Source organism: Streptomyces sp. NBC_00287 (assembly GCF_036173105.1).
Lineage (GTDB): Bacteria > Actinomycetota > Actinomycetes > Streptomycetales > Streptomycetaceae > Streptomyces.
In genome coordinates, this window is sequence record NZ_CP108053.1 from 2671775 (window position 1) to 2695991 (window position 24217).

15 protein-coding genes and 1 pseudogene are annotated in these 24217 nt (G+C 70.2%); 9 read left to right on the forward strand and 7 right to left on the reverse strand.

Annotated elements, in window-relative coordinates; genetic code table 11:
• Positions 1–58: 58 nt before the first annotated feature.
• Positions 59–1150 carry a nicotinate-nucleotide--dimethylbenzimidazole phosphoribosyltransferase gene (gene cobT / locus OHT76_RS12210; RefSeq protein ID WP_328870812.1) on the forward strand — a complete coding sequence of 364 codons (1092 nt, stop codon included), beginning with the start codon at positions 59–61 and terminating at the stop codon, positions 1148–1150.
• A gap of 60 nt (positions 1151–1210) precedes the next feature.
• Here the strand turns inward: cobT and OHT76_RS12215 are convergent.
• Positions 1211–1974, reverse strand: a pseudogene (locus OHT76_RS12215) (hypothetical protein).
• Between the two features lie 76 nt (positions 1975–2050).
• Between OHT76_RS12215 and OHT76_RS12220 the strand changes: the two are divergent.
• Complete coding sequence (locus OHT76_RS12220) at positions 2051–2836, forward strand: adenosylcobinamide-GDP ribazoletransferase (protein ID WP_328870813.1); 786 nt, start codon at positions 2051–2053, stop codon at positions 2834–2836.
• On the opposite strand, the gene OHT76_RS12225 is transcribed toward OHT76_RS12220, so the two are convergent.
• The 5 genes from OHT76_RS12225 to OHT76_RS12245 all read right to left on the reverse strand — a co-directional run bounded on the left by OHT76_RS12225 (position 2833) and on the right by OHT76_RS12245 (position 9472).
• Positions 2833–3615 carry an endo alpha-1,4 polygalactosaminidase gene (locus OHT76_RS12225; RefSeq protein WP_328870814.1) on the reverse strand — a complete coding sequence of 261 codons (783 nt, stop codon included), beginning with the start codon at positions 3613–3615 and terminating at the stop codon, positions 2833–2835. The genes OHT76_RS12220 and OHT76_RS12225 overlap by 4 nt on opposite strands.
• Positions 3612–4250, reverse strand: a complete 639-nt coding sequence (locus tag OHT76_RS12230) for a spherulation-specific family 4 protein (RefSeq protein WP_328870815.1) — start codon at positions 4248–4250, stop codon at positions 3612–3614. The genes OHT76_RS12225 and OHT76_RS12230 overlap by 4 nt, the downstream gene beginning before the upstream one ends.
• Positions 4247–5806: a hypothetical protein gene (locus OHT76_RS12235; RefSeq protein WP_328870816.1), complete on the reverse strand. Its 1560-nt coding sequence runs from the start codon at positions 5804–5806 to the stop codon at positions 4247–4249. Before OHT76_RS12235 ends, OHT76_RS12230 begins: the two co-directional genes overlap by 4 nt.
• On the reverse strand, positions 5803–7323 hold the full coding sequence (pelF, locus tag OHT76_RS12240) for a GT4 family glycosyltransferase PelF (RefSeq protein WP_328870817.1): 1521 nt from the start codon (positions 7321–7323) through the stop codon (positions 5803–5805). The genes OHT76_RS12235 and pelF overlap by 4 nt, the downstream gene beginning before the upstream one ends.
• 118 nt (positions 7324–7441) lie before the next feature.
• Positions 7442–9472, reverse strand: a complete 2031-nt coding sequence (locus OHT76_RS12245; RefSeq protein ID WP_328870818.1) for a hypothetical protein — start codon at positions 9470–9472, stop codon at positions 7442–7444.
• A gap of 342 nt (positions 9473–9814) precedes the next feature.
• Between OHT76_RS12245 and OHT76_RS12250 the strand changes: the two genes are divergently transcribed.
• From OHT76_RS12250 to OHT76_RS12275, 6 genes are all read left to right on the forward strand, one after another.
• On the forward strand, positions 9815–11338 hold the full coding sequence (locus tag OHT76_RS12250) for a leucyl aminopeptidase (RefSeq protein WP_328870819.1): 1524 nt from the start codon (positions 9815–9817) through the stop codon (positions 11336–11338).
• Positions 11339–11613: 275 nt separating this feature from the next.
• Positions 11614–13002: a dihydrolipoyl dehydrogenase gene (gene lpdA, locus OHT76_RS12255; protein ID WP_328870820.1), complete on the forward strand. Its 1389-nt coding sequence runs from the start codon at positions 11614–11616 to the stop codon at positions 13000–13002.
• Between the two features lie 60 nt (positions 13003–13062).
• Positions 13063–14850, forward strand: a complete 1788-nt coding sequence (gene sucB, locus OHT76_RS12260; RefSeq protein ID WP_328870821.1) for a 2-oxoglutarate dehydrogenase, E2 component, dihydrolipoamide succinyltransferase — start codon at positions 13063–13065, stop codon at positions 14848–14850.
• A 125-nt stretch (positions 14851–14975) separates the two neighbouring features.
• Positions 14976–16397: a lipase/acyltransferase domain-containing protein gene (locus tag OHT76_RS12265; RefSeq protein WP_328870822.1), complete on the forward strand. Its 1422-nt coding sequence runs from the start codon at positions 14976–14978 to the stop codon at positions 16395–16397.
• A complete protein-coding gene (locus tag OHT76_RS12270) occupies positions 16390–21375 on the forward strand; it encodes an ATP-binding protein (protein ID WP_328870823.1) in 4986 nt (1661 codons plus the stop codon). Before OHT76_RS12265 ends, OHT76_RS12270 begins: the two co-directional genes overlap by 8 nt.
• 25 nt (positions 21376–21400) lie before the next feature.
• Entirely contained in the window at positions 21401–22090 is a 690-nt protein-coding gene (locus tag OHT76_RS12275; protein ID WP_328870824.1) for a CHAT domain-containing protein, read from the forward strand.
• A gap of 186 nt (positions 22091–22276) precedes the next feature.
• Here OHT76_RS12275 and OHT76_RS12280 read toward each other — a convergent pair whose 3' ends face one another.
• Complete coding sequence (locus OHT76_RS12280; RefSeq protein WP_328870825.1) at positions 22277–23428, reverse strand: RNA-guided endonuclease InsQ/TnpB family protein; 1152 nt, start codon at positions 23426–23428, stop codon at positions 22277–22279.
• Positions 23429–23582: 154 nt separating this feature from the next.
• On the opposite strand from OHT76_RS12280, the gene OHT76_RS12285 reads away from it, so the two are divergent.
• Positions 23583–24212: a GntR family transcriptional regulator gene (locus OHT76_RS12285; RefSeq protein WP_328870826.1), complete on the forward strand. Its 630-nt coding sequence runs from the start codon at positions 23583–23585 to the stop codon at positions 24210–24212.
• Positions 24213–24217: the final 5 nt, after the last annotated feature.

Genomic DNA, 24217 nt, shown 5'->3' on the forward strand with positions numbered 1-24217 from the left:
ACGACATGGTGGCGATGTGGCCGCATTCCGTTCGACCGGTGCCGGTACTGTTCGGCGAATGAGCTCGCTTAATCTCGACGACTTCACCGATCTGATCGAGCGCCCCGACGGCGGGGTGCGCCGCGACGCGGAGGCGCGCCGGGAGCGTCAGATCGTGCCGCCCGGGTCGCTGGGCCGCCTCGACGACCTGGGTGAGTGGCTGGCGGCGGCGCAGGGCGCCGTGCCGGTGCGGCCGGTCGAACGGCCGCGGGTGGTTCTGTTCGCCGGTGACCACGGGATCGCCGAGCTGGGTGTCTCGGCGCGACCGGCGGGCAGCGCCGGGCAGTTGGTGCGGGACGTCCTGGAGGGCGGCCGGCCGGTGTCGGTGCTCGCGCGGCGGCTGGGTGTTCCGGTGCGGATCGTGGACATGGGCCTTGACTGCGACCCCGAGACGCTGCCCGAGGACGTCGTACGCCATCGGGTGCGGCGCGGCAGCGGGCGCATCGACATCGAGGACGCGATGACGCTGGAGGAAGCGGAGGCCGCTTTTCGCGTCGGCGTGGCGATCGCCGACGAGGAGGCCGATTCCGGTACGGATCTGGTCGTACTCGGCGATGTGAGCGTGGGTGGCACGACGGCGGCCGGCGTGCTGGTCGCCGCGCTGTGCGGCACCGATGCCTCCGTGGTGACCGGGCGTGGCGGGCTCGCCATCGACGACCTGGCCTGGATGCGCAAGTGCGCGGCGATCCGGGATGCGCTGCGCCGGGCTCGGCCGGTGCTCGGGGACCAGTTGCAGTTGCTGGCGACGGTCGGCGGGGCCGATCTCGCCGCGATCACGGGTTTCCTGCTCCAGAGCGCGGTACGGAAGATGCCGGTGATCCTGGACGGGGTCGTGGTGGCCGCGTGTGCGCTGGTGGGGCAGCGGGTGGCGTTCCGGGCGCCGGACTGGTGGCTGGCGGCGCACGACAGCGGGGAGCCGGGACAGGCGAAGGCCCTGGACCGCATGGCCCTGGAGCCGCTGCTCACGCAGGGCGTGAAGGTCGGGGAAGGGGCGGGGGCGCTGCTGGCCCTGCCGATGGTGCAGGCCGCGGCGGCGCTGGCGGCGGAGCTGCCGGAGAAGGCGCCGGCTGACGAGAAGGTCGAGGACGGCGAGGGTACGTCGCAGGAGTAGGTCGGCCGGAGCTGAGGTAGGGGTGGGTGTCGCTCGCCGCGCTTGCGGGGTGCCGCTGCGTCAGTTGCGGTCCAGGGCCCGGTCGGGCTCGGGGTCGGGCTTGCCGCCGATCAGGTCCTGGAGCTTGCGGCTGGGGCCCGCCCAGCGCCGGTCGTGGCGGTAGGCGCGCAGCGTGGACCTGGCGCGGGCGCGCGGCCGGCGGCCGTAGAAGCGTCGGGACCAGGGGGAGGTGGGGCGGGCCAGGCGGACGGCGCCGACCAGGGCGACGAGGGGATGATCACGCCGAAGACCGCGATGCGGGCCTTGCCCTTGGCCAGGGCGATGAGGGAGAACAAGAAGCTCGTCGCGACGGTCCAGATGACGCTGCCGCGATTCTGGAGCTCCTCGTCGCTGAGGTCGTTGACGCCGAAGGGCGAGAAGCCGGAGAGGACCAGGCCGACGAACGCGGCGGTGAGGACGACGACCTCGACGCTCCGGCGGCCCGCCTCGGTCCAGTAGACGTCGTCGAGGTGCACGATCAGCGCGAACTCGTCCAGGAGCAGACCGGCGCCGACGCCGAAGACCACGGCGCACACGGCGGCCCCGAAGCCGTGCCGGCTGCTCGCGACCGCGCCGAAGCCGCCGATGACGGTGAGGACGACGCCGGGGACGACGTGGTGGATGTGCACGCCGCCCGCGCTGATATTGCCGAAGGGGCCCTTGCCCGCGCGGATGAGACGGGTGATGAGCCGGGTGACGGCGAACGTGATGACGAAGGCCGCGAGGGCGAGGAGAAGCGGGAGTTTGCCCGGTTCGATGATGTTGCGTTCCAGCCAGTGCCCCATGTGCCCCAGTCTGACCTGACCTGGGCTCACCTGCCCCTGGGGTTACGCCCGGCGGGGTCTCGCGTAGCCTTCCGGCGTGTTCATAGCCCCTTCCGCGCACGGTCTCCGTTTCGCCTTCGGCACCCTCACCGTTCTCCCCGTCAAGGTGGAGCGGTGGGATCGGGATGCCGCGCGCGGGGGCATGCTCGGCGCTCCCCTGGTGGGGGTGGTCGTCGGGGGGTGCGCCGCGGCCCTCGGACTTCTGCTGCTGTTCCTGGGGACCGGGACGCTGCTCGCCGCCGTCGCCACCGCCGCCGTCCCCGCCCTGCTCACCCGTGGTCTGCATCTCGACGGGCTCGCCGACACCGCTGACGGGCTCGGCAGCGGCAAGCCCGCCGAGGACGCGCTGCGGATCATGAAGCAGTCGGACATCGGGCCCTTCGGCGTGATCACCCTCCTTTTCGTGCTCCTCGCCCAGGTCGCCGCCCTCGCGCACCTGTACGACGACTCCTGGGCCCGGGGTGCCCTCGCCGCCCTCGTCTCGGCGGTCGCCGCCCGCCTTGCGCTCACCCTCGCCGCCCGTGCCGGGGTGCCCGCCGCCCGTCCCGAGGGGCTCGGCGCGGCCGTCGCCGGGGTGGTGCCGGTGCGGTCGGCGGTGGCCGTGACCGGCGTCGTCGCGCTGACCGCGGGCGCCGCCGGAGCGCTCTTCGGCGCCGACGACGTCGTACGCACAGCCCTCGCCGTCCTCGCCGCCCTCGCCGTCGCCGAACTCCTCCTGCGCCGCTGTGTCCGCCGCTTCGGCGGAGTCACCGGTGATGTCTTCGGCGGGGTCGCGGAGACGGCCGCGACCACGGCGCTCGTCGTGCTGACGCTCGGGCTCTAACAAGCCTCGCGCCACACCCCCAGCTCGTACTTCTTCAGCAGCGAGCTCAGTCCCAGGCTGCGGGAGTCCGGGCAGAAGCGGCTGGTCGGGAGTTCGTACTCCACGTGGAAGACCGCCTTGTCCGCGTCGATGAACGGCTTCAGCGCGCCGCACTCCCTGTACTGCGCGCACTGCTCGTTCACCGCGAAGTCGAAGTCGTCCACCAGTTCCGGGATCTGGTCCAGGTCGTTCTTCAGGCCGACGGCGAGGCCGCGGTCGTGGGCGAGTTTCGCGATCAGGCGGTTGTAGCGCAGCTGGTCACGGGCGGTGAGCGGGAAGCCGGTGCGGTTGCGGTAGCCATCCATGTTGTCCGGTTCGACCGCGTCGAAGCCCTTGTCCCGGCACATGTCGAGGCGGGCCGCCATCAGCGGTTCCAGTACGTCCGTGCGGCGGATGTCGAGCCAGCGCTCGCCCTCCCAGCCGTTGCCGCGGCCCAGCACCGCGTCGGGGAACTTCTCCGCGTCCGGGCGGAAGTCCTCCCAGGCGCCGGTGGAGAGATAGCAGATCACCTTGCGGCCGTCCCGGTGCAGGCCCTCGACCGTCTTCTCCGAGTGGTCGAAGCCGTCGATGTCGTAGACCGGCACCTGCACGGATGTGTCCAGACGGCCGCTGAGCTGCCACTGCCAGTCCGTGCCGGGGCGGGGCTGCCAGCGCGGCCCTGGCGACTTGCCGTCGGAGGCGGTCGTGCAGCCCGCGAGCAGCAGGGTGAACAGGGCGGCCAGGACTACGGGGCGTCTCACCGGGCGGGCTCCAAGGCGTGCGGCAACGTACCCCACGGATGATCTCCCACTCCGGGCACCGCACAGTGCACCGTGGCCCCGCGCGCCCGCGCCAGCTGCTCCGCATCGACGCCGGCCGGGACGCCGTACAGCAGATGGCATACGCGTACCCCGGCGCCGTAAGTGACCGGCTGCGGGGGCAGTTCGCGGTACGTCGACCAGGTTCCCTCGAAGGTGACCAGCACGTCGGCGATGCGTGCGTAGGAGGGGTGGGGCGGGGTGCCGTGGTTGAGGACGAGCGGGCCGCGGGTTGCCGACGCCAGTTGACGGTAGTACGCGAACTCCGGCTGCCCCGAGGCCACTTGGTCAAGGAACACGCCGTCCGTGCCGTACCAGTCGCGGTGGCGGGTGAGGTCGCGGACCACGTCGGCGTGCGGTCGGTGGCCGTATGCCGTGTCCGTGTAGGCAAGGACCCGGACGTCCACCGACCGCAGCCGGGCGGCGAGTTCGGCGAAGGCCGGGTCGGGGCGGTCGCCGGGGCCGCTGGACGGGTTGAGGATCACGCCGTACAGGCGGGGCGCGGCGGCGACGATCGCGTTCCACTCGGCCGGGCGGACGGCGGGGTGCTCGTAGTACGGGACCAACAGGGTGCTCATCTGTGGGCGGTTGCCCTTCCCAGCAGAGCGCACACCAGGGCGCACTGGGCCGCGGCCGCCACGCCGTACACCGCCACGCCCACCGTGTGCGGGTCGCCGATGTGGCTGACCAGGGCAATCGTCTGGGCGAGGGCGGCCAGGACGCAGATCAGGGCGGCGCCGATCACCGCGCCGAACGACTGCAGCAGCAGGCCCGTCCACATCACCACGCCGAGCAGAAGCAGAGCGGCCAGTCGGATGCCGGTGAGGCCGGGGGCGTGCGGCCACAGGGCGGCGGTGGCAAGGTCGAGGGCGAGCAGCGCGGCCAGATAGGCGGCGAGGCATACGACGACCGTGCGCGCCGTCCTCCGCCGGAACGCCCTCGGGGTACTGCTGGCACGCAGACCCGCGAGACTGCCGCTGCGGAAGCGGTACAGCAGCCACTCGGCGGGGCCCATGCTGAGGGTGAGCGCCACGGCGGCGGGCGCGGCCACGGCTGCCCCGCCCTCGCCCGCCAGTACGTCACCGAGGGCCGCGTACACGACGAGAACCCCGCTGCCCAGCCCGAACAGGGCGTACGGGAGGGAGCCGGTGAGGCCGGGGGCGGAGAGGCCCCGATAGGTTCCGCCTTCCGGTGCGCCGGAGGCCGAGGGGCGGCTGTCGGCAGGCGTCGAAGCCTCGCGCGTGTCGAGGGCTCCGAAGGGCAGCAGTGCGGTGAAGGCCGCGAGCCGGCTTCCCTCCCCCGCAGGCGCCACTTCCCGCAGCGCCAGCGCCGCCACCGCGATCAATGACCCCAGCAGCAGTACGAGTCTCGCGGCGTCCGGGACCGGCTGGACCAGCGCCAGTGCCGCTCCCGCCGTCATCGGCAACAGCGCTGCCAGTAGGGCACGTTCGCGGCCCATCACCAACAGGGCCGTGGCCGCGCCCAGGTAGCAGGACTGCCCTGCCGCGAAGACGACCGCCGCCGGGGCCGCCGTACCGGCGACGGCGAGGGCCACGAGGGCGCCGAGCAGCGCACCCACCGGCCCGCCCAGCAGCAGGGAGCGGCGGGCGGCGGAGCGGTCGCCCAATCCCAGCCAGGAGTACGCCCGATGCGCGAGCCCCTGGTTCCAGGTCCAGCCGAACAGGGCGCCCGCCAGCAGCGGAACCGTGCCTGCAGGGAGGCCGAAGTCGCCCTCGGGGCCCGCGAGCAGGGGTGCGCCCAGGACGTAGCCGAAGCCGGGCAGGGCGAAGACGACCCCGCGCAGGAGGCAGCCCAGCAGGCCTACTTGCCAAGGGTCGTGGGCGGGGCCGGCCGGCTCGGGGTAGCGGCGCGCCACGCGCTCGTACAGCTCCTCCGCCAGCGCGAAGGAGTTCTTGACGCCGTAGCGCTCACGTATCTGGTCGTCCGAGAGGCCGTCCGACTCCAACAGCGCGGCTATCTCGTCGGGATGGACGGCCGCCGCTACGAATTCGTCGAGCCGCTCGGCCAGTTCGTCGAGCGGGTCGGGCTGCGCCCAGCTGGGTGTGCGCTGTCGGGGGATCGCGGGCAGGGCGTCGGGGCGGGCGCCCGGGGGCATCCACAGGCTTCCGCTCACCAGTCGGTCCCGTCCGTCGCGACCTTCTCGTACCAGGGGTCACGCAGTTCGAGAGTCCAGTCGGCGACGGTCTCGACCGTCGGCTCGTACACCTCGGGCAGACCCGCGAGCTCCTGGTAGATCGTCCGGAAGGCGTCCACGGAGCGGCGCAGCGTGAACCGGTCGATGACGCGCTGGCGGGACAACTCGCCCAGCCGAAGGCGCCGTTCGTCGTCCTTCAACAGCGTGAGCGCGGCCGCGGCCATCTTCTCCGGCTCGCGCGGCGGGACGACCAGGCCGGTGTCGCCGACCGCCTCGCGCACTCCGCCGACGTCCGTCGAGACCGTCGTACGGCCGCAGGACATGGCCTCGATGAGGGAGAACGGGAAGCCCTCGGAGATCGACGACAGCATGACCACGTGTCCGGCGGCATAGGCGCGCCAGACCTCGCTGATACGGCCCTCGAAGCTGAGGCCGTCGGTGACGCCGAGTTCGGCGGCGAGCTTCTCCAGTTTCGTCTTGTACGCCTCGCCGCCGGGCGGGACCGGACCGAACAACCGCAGGCGGGTCTCGGGGAGTTCGGCGCGGACCATGGCGTAGGCGCGGAGGAGGGTTTCGAGGTCCTTGATCGGGTCGACCCGGCCGCACCAGGTGAGGGTGGGGATGTCGGGTTCGGGTCCCGCGTGCGGGAAGGCGTGCGGGTCCACGCCGTTGTAAACCGTGCGGATCTTGTCGGCGTCGGCGCCGCCGCGCTCCTCCCATCGGCGGTTGTACTGGTTACACGGTGTGATCAGGTCGGCCGCCCGATAACCGTGTGAATTCAGTTCACGGTAGAAGCCGAGCATAAACGCCTTCACGGGCCAGCGCTGTTCGGCGCTGCGGTAGCCCAGGTAGCGCTCGCGCAGATAGATGCCGTGTTCAGTGAGGAGGAACGGCACGCCGTCCAGCTTGCGGGCGGCGAGCGCGGGCAGCGTGGCCAGGCCGCTGCTCACCGCGTGCGCCACCGAGTCCTCCGGGATCCGCACGCCCAGCGGACGCAGGGCGTGTTCCAGCAGGTCGGTCGCGGTGAGCGCGTCGTGCACGGTGGGCCCGGCGGCGGCCGTCGGCAGATGCGGCATCGTCCAGATCCACATCAGCGACCGCAGCGCGGACTCGCTGCGCAGCGCGGCCGACAGCCGCCCGTCCCGGGCGAGTTGGGCCAGCTCGTACAGGGCCTCGCCGAAGTCGCAGCCGGCCTCGGGGTCCAGGAAGGAGAGCAGGAACCGCTCGTAGGAGTCGAGGAAACGGCGGCGGGTACGGCCGTATCCGATCCGCCCGCGCCCCGGTCTCGGGCCCCAGGTCGGCACGGTGACATGCCGGCGGACGTTGGACGGCAGCTCCCAGGTCACCGGTTCGCGGCCGGTGCCGGTGAGCGAGACGATGTGGAAGTCGACCTCCGGCATGCCCTTGACGAGCTGGTCGCACCAGGTGCTGACGCCGCCGTGGACGTGTGGGTAGGTGCCTTCGGTGAGCATGGTGACGTGACGGCCGGTACGCATCGCTGCGCGGCTTCCCCCCTGTTTTTGCGGATGATGTGCGGGGAACTGCTGCCGGAGGCCGGGTGCGGTCTCGTTGTGGCTGGTCGCGCAGTTCCCCGCGCCCCTGAGGGCGTTCCCCTTACGGGAGTTTCAGCGTGAGTGCGGACTGGAGCGCCGCCGGTGTGGCCCAGGCCGAGCGCTCGCCCGCGTACGGCGTGCCGAACGCGGTGGTCCCGAGCAGCAGTTGCTTCCTGGTGCCCTCCGGTGCCGTCACGGGGATCTGGGTTCCGGACGGGGCGCTCACCGTCACGGTCGTGCCGATGCGGTACGCCGTGACTCTGCCGTTCGCCACCGCCGTACGCCAGGCCGTGCGGCGCTGGAGTTCGGTGCCGATGGTCTTCTGGGAGAGGTTCTCCACCGGGGTGTTGTCGGCGAACAGGGCCCGGTAGTCGGCCAGGACCTTCTCCATGACCGGGTAGAGGATCCGGTCCTCGGCGAGGTTGGACTGGTGGGCGTAGTGCGGGCGGGGGTCGTTGTTGACGACGTGCCCGAGGGCGATACGGGCCTCCTGCGGGACGATGTACTGGTCGTAGCCGGTGGCCGGGTCCAGGGGCGCGTCCAGGCAGGTGGAGGCGGGGTTGGTCGTACAGACGCCGCTGCCGCCGTCCTCCGCGGAGGTGTAGATCCAGTTGTACTCGTCGGCCATCTCGGCCTCGGTGCCGGTGTTGTAGTACACGTTCATCGGGTGCCGGGGCACGGTCAGGGCGGCACCCACCGCGCGCTGTTCGGGCTCGCGGGAGTTGTCCGAGGCGACCCATTTGACGCCGTTGTCGGCGAGGGCGCCGGCCAGGTTCGGGTTGTCGTCCGGCTGCTGCGGCAGCGTCTTCAGGCCCGAGTGCTCGCCGGTGACCAGTTCGGTGCGGTCGATCGGGAGGCCCTTGGACACGGCCCAGTTGTGGTTGTCGCGGATCTGAGCGGCGATCTCGGCGCGGCTCAGGTACTTCGTCGAACCGTCCGCGTTCTTCGCGCAGCTCCACGGCACGGTCGAGGTGTCCTGGACACAGCCGAGGAAGGGATGGGTGTAGGTGTGGTTGATCCAGCGGTACTGCGCCTTGTCCGCGAGCAGCCGGGCGGTGAGCGCGTCGGTGCCGCCGTGCTCGGTCTTCCACTCCTCACCGGAACCCGCGTTGTAGACCATGTCCATGGTGAAGCCCTGGGCGCGCTGCCACTGGGCGGCGTAGGCGGCGTCCTCGGCCGTCATCCGGATGGGGTTGGTCTCCTCACCGCCACCGACGCAGTCCAGGTCGCCGGGGGTGCAGTTGCGCTCGGTGTCCCAGCGGGCGTCGGGGGCGAAGACGTCGTCCACGTGCACCGCGAAGTAGTTGCGGTCCTGGCCCAGGTGCACGCCCTGGGTCAGCCACTCGACGATGCCCCGGGCGAGGACCCGGAACTGCTGCTGATGCTGGTTGTAGGCAAAGGTCACGACCAGCTCGCGGCGCCCGTCGTGGGCGTACTCCCCGATCAGACTGCCGCGGCCGGTGCCCTCGGGGACGGGGACGTCGACATAGCTGGTGAAGCCGGCGCGGGGGCGGGCGACGTAGCCGTAACTCTCCTGGATCGAGGGGGCGTTGTCCTCGAAGGTGAAGGCGCCGTCGAGATAGCCGAAGTACGTCGACTTCCCGGCGGCTGTGACGGCGGCCTGGCGTCCGTCGAGGCTGCCGGACCAGCCGCCCTCGGTGGTGTAGTCGAGGCCGACGCCGGGGTGCGCCCAGGTGTAGGCGTCGACCTGCGGGATGCCGTAGGTGCGCTCGTAGGTCTCCAGGGCGGTCTGTTCGGTGGAGCCGGTGCCGAACGGGGCCTCGTTCGGCAGGACCACGCCCTGGAACTTCGCTCGCGGCCGGCCGTTCACCGTGTCGCTCAGGAACGCCGCGGTCACGGCCGGGCGTGCCGAATCGTTCAGGTCGACGGTGGTGTACGGGATGCCGGTGCTGCGCAATTGGGCCGCGACGGCCCCGACGGCACTGCCGCCGTCGTCCACCACCAGGACCCTGAGATCGATGCGCGGCTCCACGGCCGCCGAAGCGCCGGGGACCCCCAGCCCCAGCGTCAACACTCCCGCTGCCGTCAGGGCGGCTGCGGTGTTTCTCCATCTGTGCGCGCGGTGCGCCATGTGTTGTCCTCCCCCCACAAGATCCTCCTGTGGTAAATCGGAGGAGGATCCATGGAAATCATGCGAAGCGGCGAGCCGACGACTCACCGGAACGCGATGAGTGTGTCTCAGGTCACGGGGAGTGAGAGTTGGGAAGTGGCTACGACGCCACCGACAGGTGAACGCCCGTAGGAATGAGCGAACGGGACACACGCGCGTAGGCTCGTCCCGAGTGTCAGCCGCACCGGGGAAGGCCCCGCTGAGTCCGCGCCCTCTTGTCGGAAATAGGGTCGGCCGTCGGGCCCGGTCGACCCACACCTTTCGGCCACTGCAACTTCACATCGGAAGCGAGATTTCACCACCGTGACTGCTCTCACTCTCAGCACCGCCGCGGCGCCCGGCCTGCGGGCCGACGCGATCGTGATCGGTGTCGCCAAGGGCGCCAAGGGCCCCGTGGTCGCCCCGGGCGCCGAAGCCCTGGACAAGGCCTACGACGGCCGGCTCGCCGGCGTCCTGGAGACCCTCGGTGCCTCCGGCGGCGAGGGCGAGGTGACCAAGCTCCCGGCGCCGGCCGGCTTCAAGGCGCCCCTCGTGGTGGCCGTCGGCCTCGGCGCGGAGCCCGAGAAGGACGCCGAGTACAGCGCGGAGGCGCTGCGCAAGGCCGCGGGTGCGGCAGCGCGTGCGCTCGCCGGCTCGAAGAAGGCCGCCTTCGCTCTTCCCCTCGCGGACGCCGCGGACGCCGGTGCCGTCGCGGAGGGCGCGCTGCTCGGCGCGTACTCCTTCGACGCCTACAAGGACAACGGCAAGGACGCCAAGGGCAACGGCAAGGGCCCGCTGGGCGAGGTCGCCCTGCTCGGCGGGAAGCCGCGGGACAAGGCGTTCAAGGCCGCGGTCGAGCGGGCCACCGCCGTCATCGAGGAGCTCAACCGCGCCCGTGACCTGATCAACACCCCGCCGAACGACCTCAACCCGGAGTCGTTCGCCGCGGTCGCCCAGGTGGCGGCCAAGGAGCACGGCATCAAGGTGCAGGTGCTCGACGAGAAGGCCCTGGCCAAGGGCGGGTACGGCGGCATCCTCGGCGTCGGCGCCGGGTCCGCGGCGGGGCCGCGGCTGGTGAAGCTGTCGTACACGCACTCGAAGGCGAAGAAGCACCTCGCGTTCGTCGGCAAGGGCATCACCTACGACTCGGGCGGCATCTCACTGAAGCCGGCGGGCCACAACGAGACGATGAAGTGCGACATGAGCGGTGCGGCCGCGGTGTTCGCGGCCGTCGTCGCCGCGGCGCGGCTGGGTCTTGAGGTCAACGTCACCGGCTGGCTGGCGCTGGCCGAGAACATGCCCTCCGGCTCCGCCACTCGGCCGGGTGATGTGCTGCGGATGTACAGCGGCAAGACCGTCGAGGTGCTCAACACCGACGCCGAGGGACGGCTGGTGCTGGCGGATGCCCTGTGGGCGGCGTCGGAGGAGAAGCCGGACGCCATCGTGGACGTGGCGACGCTGACCGGCGCGATGGTGCTGGCGCTGGGGAACCGGACGTTCGGGGTCATGGCCAACGACGACGCGTTCCGCTCCGCGGTGGTGGAGGCTGCGGAGGAGGTCGGCGAGCCGTCGTGGCCGATGCCGCTGCCGGAGCATCTGCGCAAGGGGATGGACTCTCCCACCGCCGACATCGCGAACATGGGTGAGCGGATGGGTGGCGGGCTTGTCGCGGGGCTCTTCCTGCGGGAGTTCGTGGGCGAGGGGATCACCTGGGCGCACATCGACATCGCGGGTCCTGCCTTCAACGAGCAGGGGCCCTTCGGGTACACGCCGAAGGGCGGTACGGGGTCTGGTGTGCGGACGCTGGTGCGGTTGGCCGAGCTGACCGCCGCGGGCGACTTGGGCTGATGATCGCCTAAGAGCTCGGGTTCGTCCGTCGTACGGCGGATGCAGGGGCGTGGGGGCTGTTCCCCGCGCCCCTTCCCTGTGTCACCCTCCCCTTCCCTTTGAGCGTGTGGTGTCTCACACGTCGGCCCCGCGTCTCGTTCCCCTCCCACAAGTGCGAAGATGGGGCTCGGCAGGACAGGGCCCCCACCGAAGGGCCGAAAGCAAAGAGCGGCCGGACACCAGCCGCCGACCGGTCACTGGAGACCGGCGTGGCGCACATGCATGGAGGACGTGACGTGGCGAACGACGCCAGCACCGTTTTCGACCTAGTGATCCTCGGCGGTGGTAGCGGTGGTTACGCCGCGGCCCTGCGCGGGGCGCAGCTGGGCCTGGACGTCGCCCTGATCGAGAAGGACAAGGTCGGCGGCACCTGCCTGCACCGGGGTTGCATTCCCACCAAGGCCCTGCTGCACGCGGGCGAGATCGCCGACCAGGCCCGCGAGAGCGAGCAGTTCGGTGTGAAGGCCACCTTCGAGGGCATCGACGTCCCGGCCGTCCACAAGTACAAGGACGGTGTCATCGCCGGCCTGTACAAGGGGCTCCAGGGGCTCATCGCCTCCCGGAAGGTGACGTACATCGAGGGTGAGGGCCGACTGTCCTCCCCGACCTCCGTCGACGTCAACGGCCAGCGTGTCCAGGGCCGCCACGTCCTGCTCGCGACCGGCTCCGTGCCGAAGTCGCTGCCGGGCCTGGAGATCGACGGCAACCGCATCATCTCCTCCGACCACGCTCTCGTCCTGGACCGTGTGCCGAAGTCGGCGATCGTCCTCGGCGGCGGTGTCATCGGCGTCGAGTTCGCCTCCGCCTGGAAGTCCTTCGGTACGGACGTCACCGTCATCGAGGGTCTCAAGCACCTCGTCCCGGTCGAGGACGAGAACTCCTCCAAGCTTCTTGAGCGCGCGTTCCGCAAGCGCGGCATCAAGTTCAACCTGGGCACCTTCTTCCAGAAGGCCGAGTACACCCAGGACGGTGTCAAGGTCACCCTCGTCGACGGCAAGGAGTTCGAGGCCGAGATCCTGCTGGTGGCGGTGGGCCGTGGCCCCGTCTCCGCCGGTCTCGGCTACGAGGAGCAGGGCGTCGCGATGGACCGCGGCTACGTCCTCGTCGACGAGTACATGCGCACCAACGTTCCGACCGTCTCCGCCGTCGGTGACCTCGTCCCGACCCTCCAGCTCGCGCACGTCGGCTTCGCCGAGGGCATCCTGGTGGCGGAGCGTCTGGCCGGTCTCAAGACCGTTCCGATCGACTACGACGGTGTCCCGCGGGTGACCTACTGCCACCCGGAGGTCGCCTCCGTCGGTATCACCGAGGCCAAGGCCAAGGAGATCTACGGCGCGGACAAGGTCGTCGCTCTGAAGTACAACCTGGCGGGCAACGGAAAGAGCAAGATCCTCAACACCGCGGGCGAGATCAAGCTCGTCCAGGTGAAGGACGGTGCGGTGGTCGGCGTCCACATGGTCGGCGACCGCATGGGCGAGCAGGTCGGCGAGGCCCAGCTGATCTACAACTGGGAAGCGCTGCCGGCCGAGGTCGCCCAGCTCATCCACGCCCACCCGACGCAGAACGAGGCGATGGGCGAGGCCCACCTGGCCCTGGCGGGCAAGCCGCTTCACTCGCACGACTGACCCTCGGTCGAAGAACGCGACGACACAGACTTCCGCAATCCGTTAGGAGCAACCGAAACCATGGCGGTTTCCGTAACCCTTCCGGCGCTCGGCGAGAGCGTCACCGAGGGCACTGTCACCCGCTGGCTGAAGGCCGAGGGCGAGCGCGTCGAGGCCGACGAGCCGCTGCTCGAGGTGTCGACCGACAAGGTCGACACCGAGATCCCCTCCCCTGCCGCTGGTGTCCTGGCTTCCATCAAGGTCGCCGAGGACGAGACCGTTGAGGTCGGCGCCGAGCTGGCCGTCATCGACGACGGCACGGGCGCGCCCGCTGCCGCCCCGGCCCCGGCCGCCGAGCCCGCCGCGGCTCCCGAGCCCGCCCCGCAGGCCGCTGCCCCGTCCACCGAGCAGGCCGCTCCGGCCCCGGCTCCCACCGCCGAGGCCGCCGCCGGCGCCGGCTCCGCCGAGGGCACGGACGTCGTCCTGCCCGCGCTCGGCGAGTCCGTCACCGAGGGCACCGTCACTCGCTGGCTGAAGTCGGTCGGCGACAGCGTCGAGGCCGACGAGCCGCTGCTCGAGGTCTCGACCGACAAGGTCGACACCGAGATCCCCGCCCCCGCCTCCGGCACGCTGCTGGAGATCGTGGTCGGCGAGGACGAGACGGCCGAGGTCGGCGCCAAGCTGGCCGTCATCGGCGCCGCGGGTGCGGCTCCGGCGGCTGCCCCGGCGCCCGCCGCCGCGGCTCCGGCTCCGGCCGCCCCCGCTCCGGCTCCGGCCGCCCCCGCGGCTCCCCCGGCCCCGGCTCCGGCCGCTCCGGCTGCCCCGGCTCCGGCGCCCGCCCCGGTCGCCGCCGCCCCGGCCCCCGCGCCGGCCGCTCCGGCTCCGGTCACCCCGGCTCCGGCCGCTCCGGCGCCCGCTGCCGCCCAGCCGACCGACGAGGGCGCCTACGTCACCCCGCTGGTGCGCAAGCTCGCCGCCGAGAACGGCGTCGACCTGGCCGTCGTCAAGGGCACCGGCGTCGGCGGTCGTATCCGCAAGCAGGACGTCATCGCCGCCGCCGAGGCCGCGAAGGCCGCCGCCGCTGCCCCGGCCCCCGCCGCGGCTGCTCCGGCCGCCGCGAAGAAGGCCCCGGCGCTGGAGGTCTCCCCCCTCCGTGGCCAGACCGTCAAGATGCCGCGCATCCGCAAGGTCATCGGCGACAACATGGTCAAGGCGCTGCACGAGCAGGCGCAGCTGTCCTCGGTCGTCGAGGTCGACGTCACCCGCCTGATGAAGCTGCGCGCCCGGGCCAAGGACGCGTTCGCGGCTCGCGAGGGCGTCAAGCTCTCCCCGATGCCGTTCTTCGTCAAGGCCGCGGCCCAGGCGCTGAAGGCCCACGCGCCGATCAACGCCAAGATCAACGAGGCCGAGGGGACCATCACCTACTTCGACACCGAGAACATCGGTATCGCGGTGGACTCCGAGAAGGGCCTGATGACCCCGGTCATCAAGCACGCCGGTGACCTCAACCTCGCCGGTATCGCCAAGGCCACCGCCGACCTGGCGGGCAAGGTCCGGGCCAGCAAGATCACGCCGGACGAGCTGTCGGGCGCGACCTTCACCATCTCCAACACCGGTTCGCGCGGTGCGCTCTTCGACACGATCATCGTGCCGCCGGGCCAGGTCGCGATCCTCGGCATCGGCGCCACGGTCAAGCGCCCCGCCGTCATCGAGACGGAGGAGGGCACGGTCATCGGCGTCCGCGACATGACGTACCTGACCCTGTCCTACGACCACCGCCTGGTGGACGGCGCCGACGCGGCCCGTTACCTGACGGCCGTCAAGGCGATCCTGGAGGCGGGCGAGTTCGAGGTCGAGCTCGGTCTGTAAGCCGCTTCGTCTGTACTACGGCGCCCCTGTCCGGAGCTTTCCGGGCGGGGGCGCCGTATTCACCTGATGAGGCCTCCCCCGTCCCGCTACCGTGAGTGAACTCACGCGCAACGGGGGGAGCCGCAATGAAGCGCGCACCTGTCCATGACCTTGTGGTGGTGCTTCCGGGCATCATGGGGACCCGGCTGGCGAACGCCGACGGCGGCGCGGTCTGGGATGTGTCGGGGGGCGCGTTATGGCGGGCCCTGCGCACCTTCAGCCAGTCGGTCAAGCGGCTGCGCCTGCCGGCCGACATCGGTAACGACCACCCCGGCGACGGCATACGTCCGGTCGGCGTCATGCCGGACCTCCACGTCATCCCGGGCATCTGGCACCCCGTCGACGGCTACAACTCCCTGCTCGACTGGCTCGAGCGGAATTTCACCCTGCGCCGCCGCCAGCCGACCGACCCTCCCGACACCCCCACGAACCTCGTCGCGTTCGGCTACGACTGGCGCCTCTCCTGCCGCTACAACGCCCACTGCCTGGAAGAGCTGGTCGCGGAGGAACTCGAGCGCTGGCAGTCCTCGGCCCCGGAGCGCGCTGACGCCCGCGTCATCTTCATCTGCCACTCGATGGGCGGACTGGTGGCCCGGTACTACGTCGAATGCCTCGGCGGACACGAGGTCACCCGCCGCCTGATCACCCTCGGCACCCCACACCGCGGCTCGCTCAACGCGCTGACCCACCTGGTCAACGGCCTGCGCAAGGGCTGGGGCCCGTTCGGCGCGAACCTCACGGAGCTTGCCCGGTCCCTCCCCTCGCTGCATCAGCTGGTCCCGGACTATGCGTGCGTGTCGACGGCCGACGGTCTCGCTTACGCCCGCGATCTCACGGGTCTGCCCGGCCCGGACGAGAAGCTGCTGGCCGACGCGGCCCGCTTCCACGAGGAGCTGCGCCTGGGGGCCGAGGCCCGCAACACCCGCACCGACCTCGTGACGGTCGTAGGCGTCCGCCAGCCGACCGCGACGACGGCGTCGTACGCCGACGACCTGTTGGTCCCCGCCTGGGAGATCGACGGGGTCGACGAGGGCGGCGACGGCACCGTGCCCCGCCTGTCGGCCCGGCCGGCCAATGCCGCGGGCACGGGTTACCTGGTGGGCACTTCACTCACCCCCAACGAACAGCACGGCACCCTCCAGCACAACCGCGGGGTGCGCGACGCGCTGTGGGAGTGGCTCGGGCACGAGGCCCCGTTCCATCGCGGGGAGGAGGACATGGACGTACCGGCGCTGAGTGTGTTGGCTCCGTCTCTGCTTGGTCATGGGGAGCCGTACGAGGTGTCGGTCTCGGTGTCTGGCGACTACGACGTGCAGATCGTCGCCGAGCTGCGGCCCGCTAATGGGCGGCCCGGGTCTGAGCGGTGCCTGCGGAACCTTGGGGGCGGGCGGCACCGCTGTGTGTTTCCCGCTCCCGAGGGCGGGGCTTATCGGTTGGCGGTATGGGTCGAGGGGCGCGCGGAGTCGACGGTGACGGCGCTGACGTTGGTGGGTGAGTCGGGTGAGTGAGCAGGGGATTCAGGGGACTGTTCTTGGCGTTGTGGTGCGGTCGTACGAGAGCCGCTCCTTTCGCGAACTTCCCAAGGCGACCGAGCAGTTGAACGAACTCTGCTCGCTGTTGGAGGGCTACGGCTATACGCCCACCGTGGTGGAGGACCCCCGTCGGGACGTACTCAGGTCCTCGGTGGAGGAGTGGCGGAAGCGATGGGAGACGGGCGGGTCGCACGGGCCGGCGATCGTGGTGTGGTCCGGGCACGGGGTGCTTCAGGGTCAGAAACTCCGCCTTGTAGTGCATGACACCGACGCCGTCGACGATGAGGAACAGACATACTCGGCCCGGCTGTTGACGAGCGCGGCCGTGCGCAGTCACGCGGATCAGGTGCTGATGCTCATCGACACCTGTCATGCGGGCGCCGGGGTCGTCGAGTCCGTACAGAAGGCGCTGTCCGCCTGGTCAGTGCGGAGCCTGCCCGAGGGCCGGGCGACCTGGCTCGGCGTGGTCGCGAGCTGTCGTCCGCAGGAGAAGGCCGAAGGGCGCGGGATTCTGCTGGAAGCCGTGTCGGACGTCCTGCGCAACGGTCCCCGGACCAAGAGCTACCGGCACGAGTGGAGTCCCCGCAACTGGCGGGTGACCGGGGCCGCGGTCATCCAGGCCGCCCTCGAACAGTGGCCCGAGGACGAGGGGCAGCGGCCGATTCCCGCTTCCCTCGGCCAGGACATGCCGATGTTCGGGAACCCGCACAAGGCCGAGAAGGCGGAGGCGGAGCTGGTGGAGCACCTGGTCAGGGCGGCGGCCGGGGCGGACCGGGTGGAGGAGGGCTGGTTCTTTACGGGGCGCAGGCGGGTGCTCGGCGAGATCGTCGACTGGTTGGCGGCCCGGGAGCCGGGGCTGTTCCTCGTCACGGGTAGTGCGGGGAGCGGCAAGTCGGCGGTGCTGGGGAGGGTGGCGACGCTCTCGGACCCTCGGCACAGGGCCGACATCGAAAAGCACGAAGCGCTGCACGAGGACGACCCGGATCCCGGAGTGGGGTCCGTGGATGTTCCCCTGCACCTGCGGGGGCTCACAGTCCAGCAGCTGGCAGAGGCCATCGCGCGGCGGTTGCGGCTGAATGTTCCCCAGACCCCAGCGGCGCTGATCGCCGACGTCGAGCAGGAGTGGTCCTCCGCTGAGCGTCCCCCAGTACTTCTCCTGGACGGTCTGGACGAGGCGGCCCCCGAACAGGCCGCGCCTATCGTCGAACAGTTGCTGTCGCCGTTGAGCCGTATGGCATGCGTCCTGCTCGCCTCCCGGGACCGTCCGTTCAACCCGGAGGCCGAGCGGGAGGGGGAACCTCTGGACAAGGCGGTCAGCCGAATCCTGGGAATCCGGGCCCGCGCGGCCAGTCTGGACGACGAAGCCGATACCAGCGACGACATCAGGAAGTACGCGCGTCGTCGCCTCCATGCCACGGGACTTCCCGAACAGGCAGCCGATCTGATCGCACGGCGTGCCTCTGTCGGTCACGGTGGCTTCCTCTTCGCGCAGATGGCGGTCGACTCGGTGCTCAGGCACGCGCCTGAGGCAGACGCAGAGGGGTGGGAGACCAGCATTCCGGCGTCCATCTCCGCGGCCTTCACCGAGGACCTTGCCGCCGGACCCCAGCTGGAGCATGACGGCGAGGTGCTTCCGCTCGCGGCCCAGGAGCTGCTGACGGCTCTCGCCTGGGGCACGGGAAACGGCATGCCCGCCCGGGGGGTCTGGGAGGCGGCGGCCACCGCGATCAGCACGAGCGGGACCGTGTATGACCGGGAGCATCTGGACTGGCTCCTCAACTCGTACGGGCGATATGCCGTGGAGGACAGCGACGGCGGCCAGGCCGTGTACCGGCTCTACCACCGCGAGTTCATCGAGCATCTGCGGGAATCGTCCGGCAGAGAGCGCGGGGACGGGCAGCCGGGGCCCGCGTATCTGGTCGCGCGCGGACTCGTCGATCTGCTGCGGAGGCAGAGTGAGGACGCCGCGGTCCTGGAGCATGCGAATCCTTATCTGCGGGAGTCGCTGGTCGAGCACGCGGTCATGGCGGGGGGCACGGGGATCGCGCTGGTGCGGGAACTCGTGGAACTGCGGGAGGAAGTGTTCCGGCCCGAGCTGGCGAGGGCGCTTGGGGAACTTGCCCGGTTGCTGTCGGAGGCCGGTCTGAGAGAAGCAGCGCTCACGCCGTCACAAGAGGCCACCGACCTCTACCGCACCCTGGTCGACACCAACCCCGCCGCCTACCTCCCCAGCCTCGCCGCCTCTCTCAACAACCTCGCTGTACATAAGAGCGAGACCGGAGACCGCAGCGCTTCGCTCACCACCATCACCGAAGCCACCGACCTCTACCGCACCCTCGCCCAAGCCAACCCCGCCGCCTACCTCCCCGACCTCGCCATGTCCCTCAACAACCTCGCCAACCGCCAGAGCGAGACCGGAGACCACACCGCCGCACTCACCACCATCACCGAAGCCACCGACCTCTACCGCACCCTCGCCCAAGCCAACCCCGCCGCCTACCTCCCCAACCTAGCCATGTCCCTCAACAACCTCGCCATCCATCAGAGCGAGACCGGAGACCGCACCACCGCACTCACCACCAACACCGAAGCCGTCACCATCCGCCGCACCCTCGCCCAAGCCAACCCCGCCGCCTACCTCCCCGACCTCGCCGCCTCCCTCAACAACCTCGCCAACCGCCAGGGCGAGACCGGGGACCGCACCGCCGCACTCACCACCATCACCGAAGCCACCGACCTCTACCGCACCCTCGCCCAAGCCAACCCCGCCGCCTACCTCCCCAACCTCGCCAGCTCCCTCAACAACCTCGCCGTCCATCAGAGCGAGACCGGAGACCGCACCGCCGCATTCACCACCATCACCGAAGCCGTCACCATCCGCCGCACCCTCGCCCAAGCCAACTCCGCCGCCTACCTCCCCGACCTCGCCAGCTCCCTCAACAACCTCGCCGTCCATCAGAGCGAGACCGGAGACCGCAGCGCCGCACTCACCACCATCACCGAAGCCACCGACCTCTACCGCACCCTCGCCCAAGCCAACCCCGCCGCCTACCTCCCCAAGCTCGCCATGTCTCTCAACAACCTCGCCGTCCATCAGAGCGAGACCGGAGACCGCACCACCGCACTCACCACCATCACCGAAGCCGTCACCATCCGCCGCACCCTCGCCCAAGCCAACCCCGCCGCCTACCTCCCCAACCTCGCCGCCTCCCTCAACAACCTCGCCAACCGCCAGAGCGAGACCGGAGACCACACCGCCGCACTCACCACCAACACCGAAGCCACCGACGTCTACCGCACCCTCGCCCAAGCCAACCCCGCCGCCTACCTCCCCGACCTCGCCGGCTCCCTCAACAACCTCGCCAACCATCAGAGCGACACCGGAGACCACACCGCTTCGCTCACCACCATCACCGAAGCCGCCGGCCTCTATCGCACCCTCGCCCAAGCCAACCCCGCCGCCTACCTCCCCGACCTCGCCGGCTCCCTCAACAACCTCGCCATCCGCCAGGGCGAGACCGGAGACCACACCACCGCGCTCCACACCATCACCGAAGCCACCGACCTCTACCGCACCCTCGCCCAAGCCAACCCCGCCGCCTACCTCCCCAACCTCGCCATGTCCCTCAACAACCTCGCCAACCGCCAGAGCGAGACCGGAGACCACACCACCGCACTCACCACCATCACCGAAGCCGTCACCATCCGCCGCACCCTCGCCCAAGCCAACCCCGCCGCCTACCTCCCCAACCTCGCCGCCTCCCTCAACAACCTCGCCAACCGCCAGAGCGAGACCGGAGACCACACCGCCGCACTCACCACCAACACCGAAGCCACCGACCTCTACCGCACCCTCGCCCAAGCCAACCCCGCCGCCTACCTCCCCAACCTCGCCATGTCCCTCAACAACCTCGCCGACATCGCACCGCGCGAGAAGACCCTCGGCGCCTACGCCCAGGCAGAGGAGTCCCTGACTTGCCACCGGGGAGCCGCGCGCCAAATCACTGCCCAGCGCGCGGAATTCCAGATCACAAACGGAGGCACCGAGGCCGGCATCCGCACCCTGATCGGTCTTCTCCAGTCGCCCGCAGAAGGACTGGACCTCGCCTCTCTCAGAGCGCGACAGCTCTTGCGCCAGCTCAATCACACGGTGGAAACAGGCTCCGCCCAGATCCACACCGCTTGGCGCACGACAACCGGCGAGGAAGCCCCAGCCTGGCTGAACCTCCCTGAGACCGCGTTCGAGCTCGTAATCGACTGGATCCAATGCCCGACGTGGGTCAGCTCCCGCACCTTCTGGGACGAACACTCAACCGATCTCCAATCCCCCGAAATGACCATGGCCTTGGAGGAGCTGGCCCTCGCCCATGAGACCGCCCAACAACATCTCCAGATCGCCCGAGCCGCCGCAACCGACACCCCTGACACCGCGTTCCGCCCGTACGTCACGGGAGAACTCCTCAGCACCTGGATGGACTGCCCCACCTGGGAGGAATCCCAGACTTACCTCGCGGACCATGTGGACGATCTCCTGCATGACCAAGCCGTCGAACTACTCACCAACAGCGAATCAGCCGAAGCCGCCGCCCATTTCGCGCTCCTCCTCCTCGCCAGCGCCGACGGAATCCCCACCGCATACGCGTACATCGCCGACCGCACCGCCCTGAACGAACGAATCCAGGCCCTCCTGGCCGCCCCAGACGCCGAGTTGCTCAACGCCTGCGCCCTGCTCGAACTCCTCGTCCACCAAGACGAGTTCACCGGCACCACGCACCTGGCCATCTCGGCGGTCCTCGCAGACGACCCCTACGACCCCACCCCTTGGCCCACCCCCACTCAGTCCGAGCGCGCCCGTGCCCTCACCGAGATCACGACGCTCATGGGCCGCTCACCCCAACACGCCCCGGCCCTGAGCACCCTCCTCCAGAGGCTCCTGACCTCCACCACCGAATGACGCCCCCACCCCCGCTGTCATCCTGGTGGTCCAAGCTGCCTCCCCCCGAGTCCCCGGCACCCCCGACGCCGGAGCCGAGTACCGCGAGATGCACCGCAGCATCACCTACGCCCAGTACGCCCACGCCTTCACCCTGGAGAGCCTCCAGGCAGCCCAGGCCCGGGACCTCCCCGACCGTCTGATCCGAGGCGCCCCCGCGGTACTCCACCTCTCCGCTCGCGGGACCCCTGGCGGCGGCCTCCGCTTCCTCACCGACGACGGCAGTGACGCACCGATCTCAGACGAGGGTCTGTGCAAGCTGCTCACCGAGTTCGTGGCGGAGGGGCTGCGCCTCGTCGTTCTCAGCGCCTGCTGGACGTCCAAGCTCGCGCAGCTACTGGCCGAGACCGTCCCCTGCGTCATCGGCACCGGCGGCCCCATCACCGACACGAGCTGCCTCGACTACTCCCGCACCCTCTACAGCGCCCTCGCCCACGGCCGCTCGGTAGGCAAGGCGCACAGCATCGCCGTAGGAGCAGCAGAGATGTACGGCGCGGACAGCGACCACCTGCCCGAGCTCCTCGCCGCCCCGGGCGTATTCGCAGAGGCCCTGCACCTCGTCGGCGCCGAGTACCGCACGCCGCCCACCCGGGACACCGTCAAGCCGCGAGGCAGTGGCTTCTCCTGGCGGTTGCGGAAAAAGACGCTGCCCGGGGGCCCGGATCGTCGGCCGTAGCGTGTAAGTCTCGTCTCACCTGCGCGAAAGCGCCCCTGCGCGCCACTGCGCTGCGCGGCTGCCGGCTTCGGCGGCTGCCTTATTGTCTAATCTTGGCCTCCTCCAGGCGGGTTCACCGCCCGGTGGTTCCTGCTTCACCGCCCACTGCCCCGGCTTGCAGGGTCTTACACGGGCTCCACAGGCGTTTTATCTCTCCGCAGACCCTGCGGCGAGGATGCGCCGTCCCTCGGCTCGAAGGTTGTACTCGGCATTCTGGTCACGATCGTGCATGGCCCCGCAGGTGCAGGTCCACACACGCACACTCAACTGCTGCCGGCCTTTTGGCCCGGTGAGTTCCCCGCAGTGCGAGCACAGCTGAGTGGAGGGGAACCAGCGGTCGACCTTCCTGAAGCCACGCCCGTAGCGGTGACATTTGGTCTCAAGAACGCGGGCGAAGACTCCGAACGACTGGTCGTAAACGGACTTGCCGAGCTTGCCGCGGCTGTTGCCCATGCCCTTCACGTTCAGGTCCTCCAAGTAGACCGCTTGGCTCTCGCGGACGATCCTGGTGGTCTCCTGCTCGATGAAGTCACGCCGTCTGTCGGCAATGCGGGTATGGATCTTGGCGACAGCCAGCTTGGCCTCGCGCCGGTTGTTGCTGCCCTTCTGCGTACGGGTGAGTTTGCGCTGCGCCCGGCGGAGTTTCCTCTCCTCACGCCGGAAAAACTTCGGTGACGTGATCTTCCGGCCGCGCAGTACCGCGTAGGAGGACAGACCCAGATCGATCCCTGTGTCGGTGTCCTCCAGGTCCAGCTCGGGCAACGGCTGGTCCTCAGTCTCAATGACGAAGGAAGCGAAGTACCGGCCGGTCGGATCTTTGATGATGGTGACCGACGACGGCTCGGACGGCAGCGGTCGGGACCAGCGGACCACGACGTCACCGAGCTTGGCGATGAACAGGCGCCCGCTGCCCCGCAGAACGAAGCCGTTGCGGGTGAAGCGCAGGGACTGACGCCCGGCCTTCTTTTTTGGCTTCGGCGGGTTCACCTTCGGGCCCTTGCGGTCCCCCCGGCGCCAAGCGAAGAAGTTCCGGTACGCGGCATGCAGGTCCCCCAGGGACTGCACCAACGCGACGGAAGGCGCCTCCTTCAGCCATTCCCGTTCCGAGGTCTTCTTGGCCATCGTGATGACCCGCTTCTGCAACTGGGCGTCGGTGATGAATGGCTCACCGCGCTTGTAGGCCTCGTTCCGCGTACGCAGACCGTCGTTGTACACAACCCGGGCGCAGCCGAAGAAGCGAGCCAGCGCCTGCTGCTGGTCCCGGTTCAGATGGATCCGGTAGTTGTAGCGCAGCTTCACGGCTCACCCCCTTGACTGTGGCCGAAGCAACATCGCAAGCGTGTTGTGAAGGTTGACAATTGTCAAGTGAGAAGCCGCAGGAGATCGCCCCTGCGCCATCTACAGTTGAGACAAAACCCGGGGCCGATGGGTGGCCCCTCCTTAAGGAGCCCTCATGACCGCCCCCGTCGTCCACTCGCTGCGCGAACAGATCCGCGAGCACATCCTGGAAGGGATCATCAGCGGACGCTGGCAGCCGGGCGAGCGGATCGTGGAGCGGCGGATCGCGACCGAGCTGGAGGTCAGCCAGACGCCGGTGCGGGAGGCGCTGCGTGAGCTGGAGTCGCTGCGGCTGATCGAGTCGGCGCCCAACAAGGGCGTGCGGGTGAGGAATCTGACCGCGGCCGATCTGGAGGAGAGCTACCCCGTACGGGCCGGTCTCGAAGCCATCGCCGCGGAGCTCGCGGCGGCGCGGCTGGCGGAGGACTGCTCGGCGCTGGAGCCGCATGTCGCCGCGCTGTACGACGCCGACCGCAAGGCCGACGGGACCGCACAGGTGCGGCACACCGTCGGCTTCCATCGGGAGATGGTCCGGGCCGCCGGGAATTCTGTCCTGCTGCACACCTGGGAAGGGCTCGGCATCGAGGTCTTCACCGCCCTCTCCATTCGGTGGCTGGGGACCGTTCAGCAGTCGTACGCCGAAGAGCACGAGGAGCTCGTGCAGGCCTTCCGGCGGCGTGACCCGCGCATCGCGGAACTGGTCAAGGCTCACGTCCTCGGCTGCGCCCCGCGCCACGAAGCCTGAGCGCA

Coding starts and splice junctions, on each gene's coding strand:
- cobT (WP_328870812.1), top strand. CDS start 59: ATGAGCTCGCTTAATCTCGACGACTTCACCGATCTGATCGAGCGCCCC.
- OHT76_RS12230 (WP_328870815.1), bottom strand. CDS start 4,250: ATGAGCACCCTGTTGGTCCCGTACTACGAGCACCCCGCCGTCCGCCCG.
- pelF (WP_328870817.1), bottom strand. CDS start 7,323: ATGCGTACCGGCCGTCACGTCACCATGCTCACCGAAGGCACCTACCCA.
- OHT76_RS12245 (WP_328870818.1), bottom strand. CDS start 9,472: ATGGCGCACCGCGCGCACAGATGGAGAAACACCGCAGCCGCCCTGACG.
- sucB (WP_328870821.1), top strand. CDS start 13,063: ATGGCGGTTTCCGTAACCCTTCCGGCGCTCGGCGAGAGCGTCACCGAG.
- OHT76_RS12265 (WP_328870822.1), top strand. CDS start 14,976: ATGAAGCGCGCACCTGTCCATGACCTTGTGGTGGTGCTTCCGGGCATC.
- OHT76_RS12285 (WP_328870826.1), top strand. CDS start 23,583: ATGACCGCCCCCGTCGTCCACTCGCTGCGCGAACAGATCCGCGAGCAC.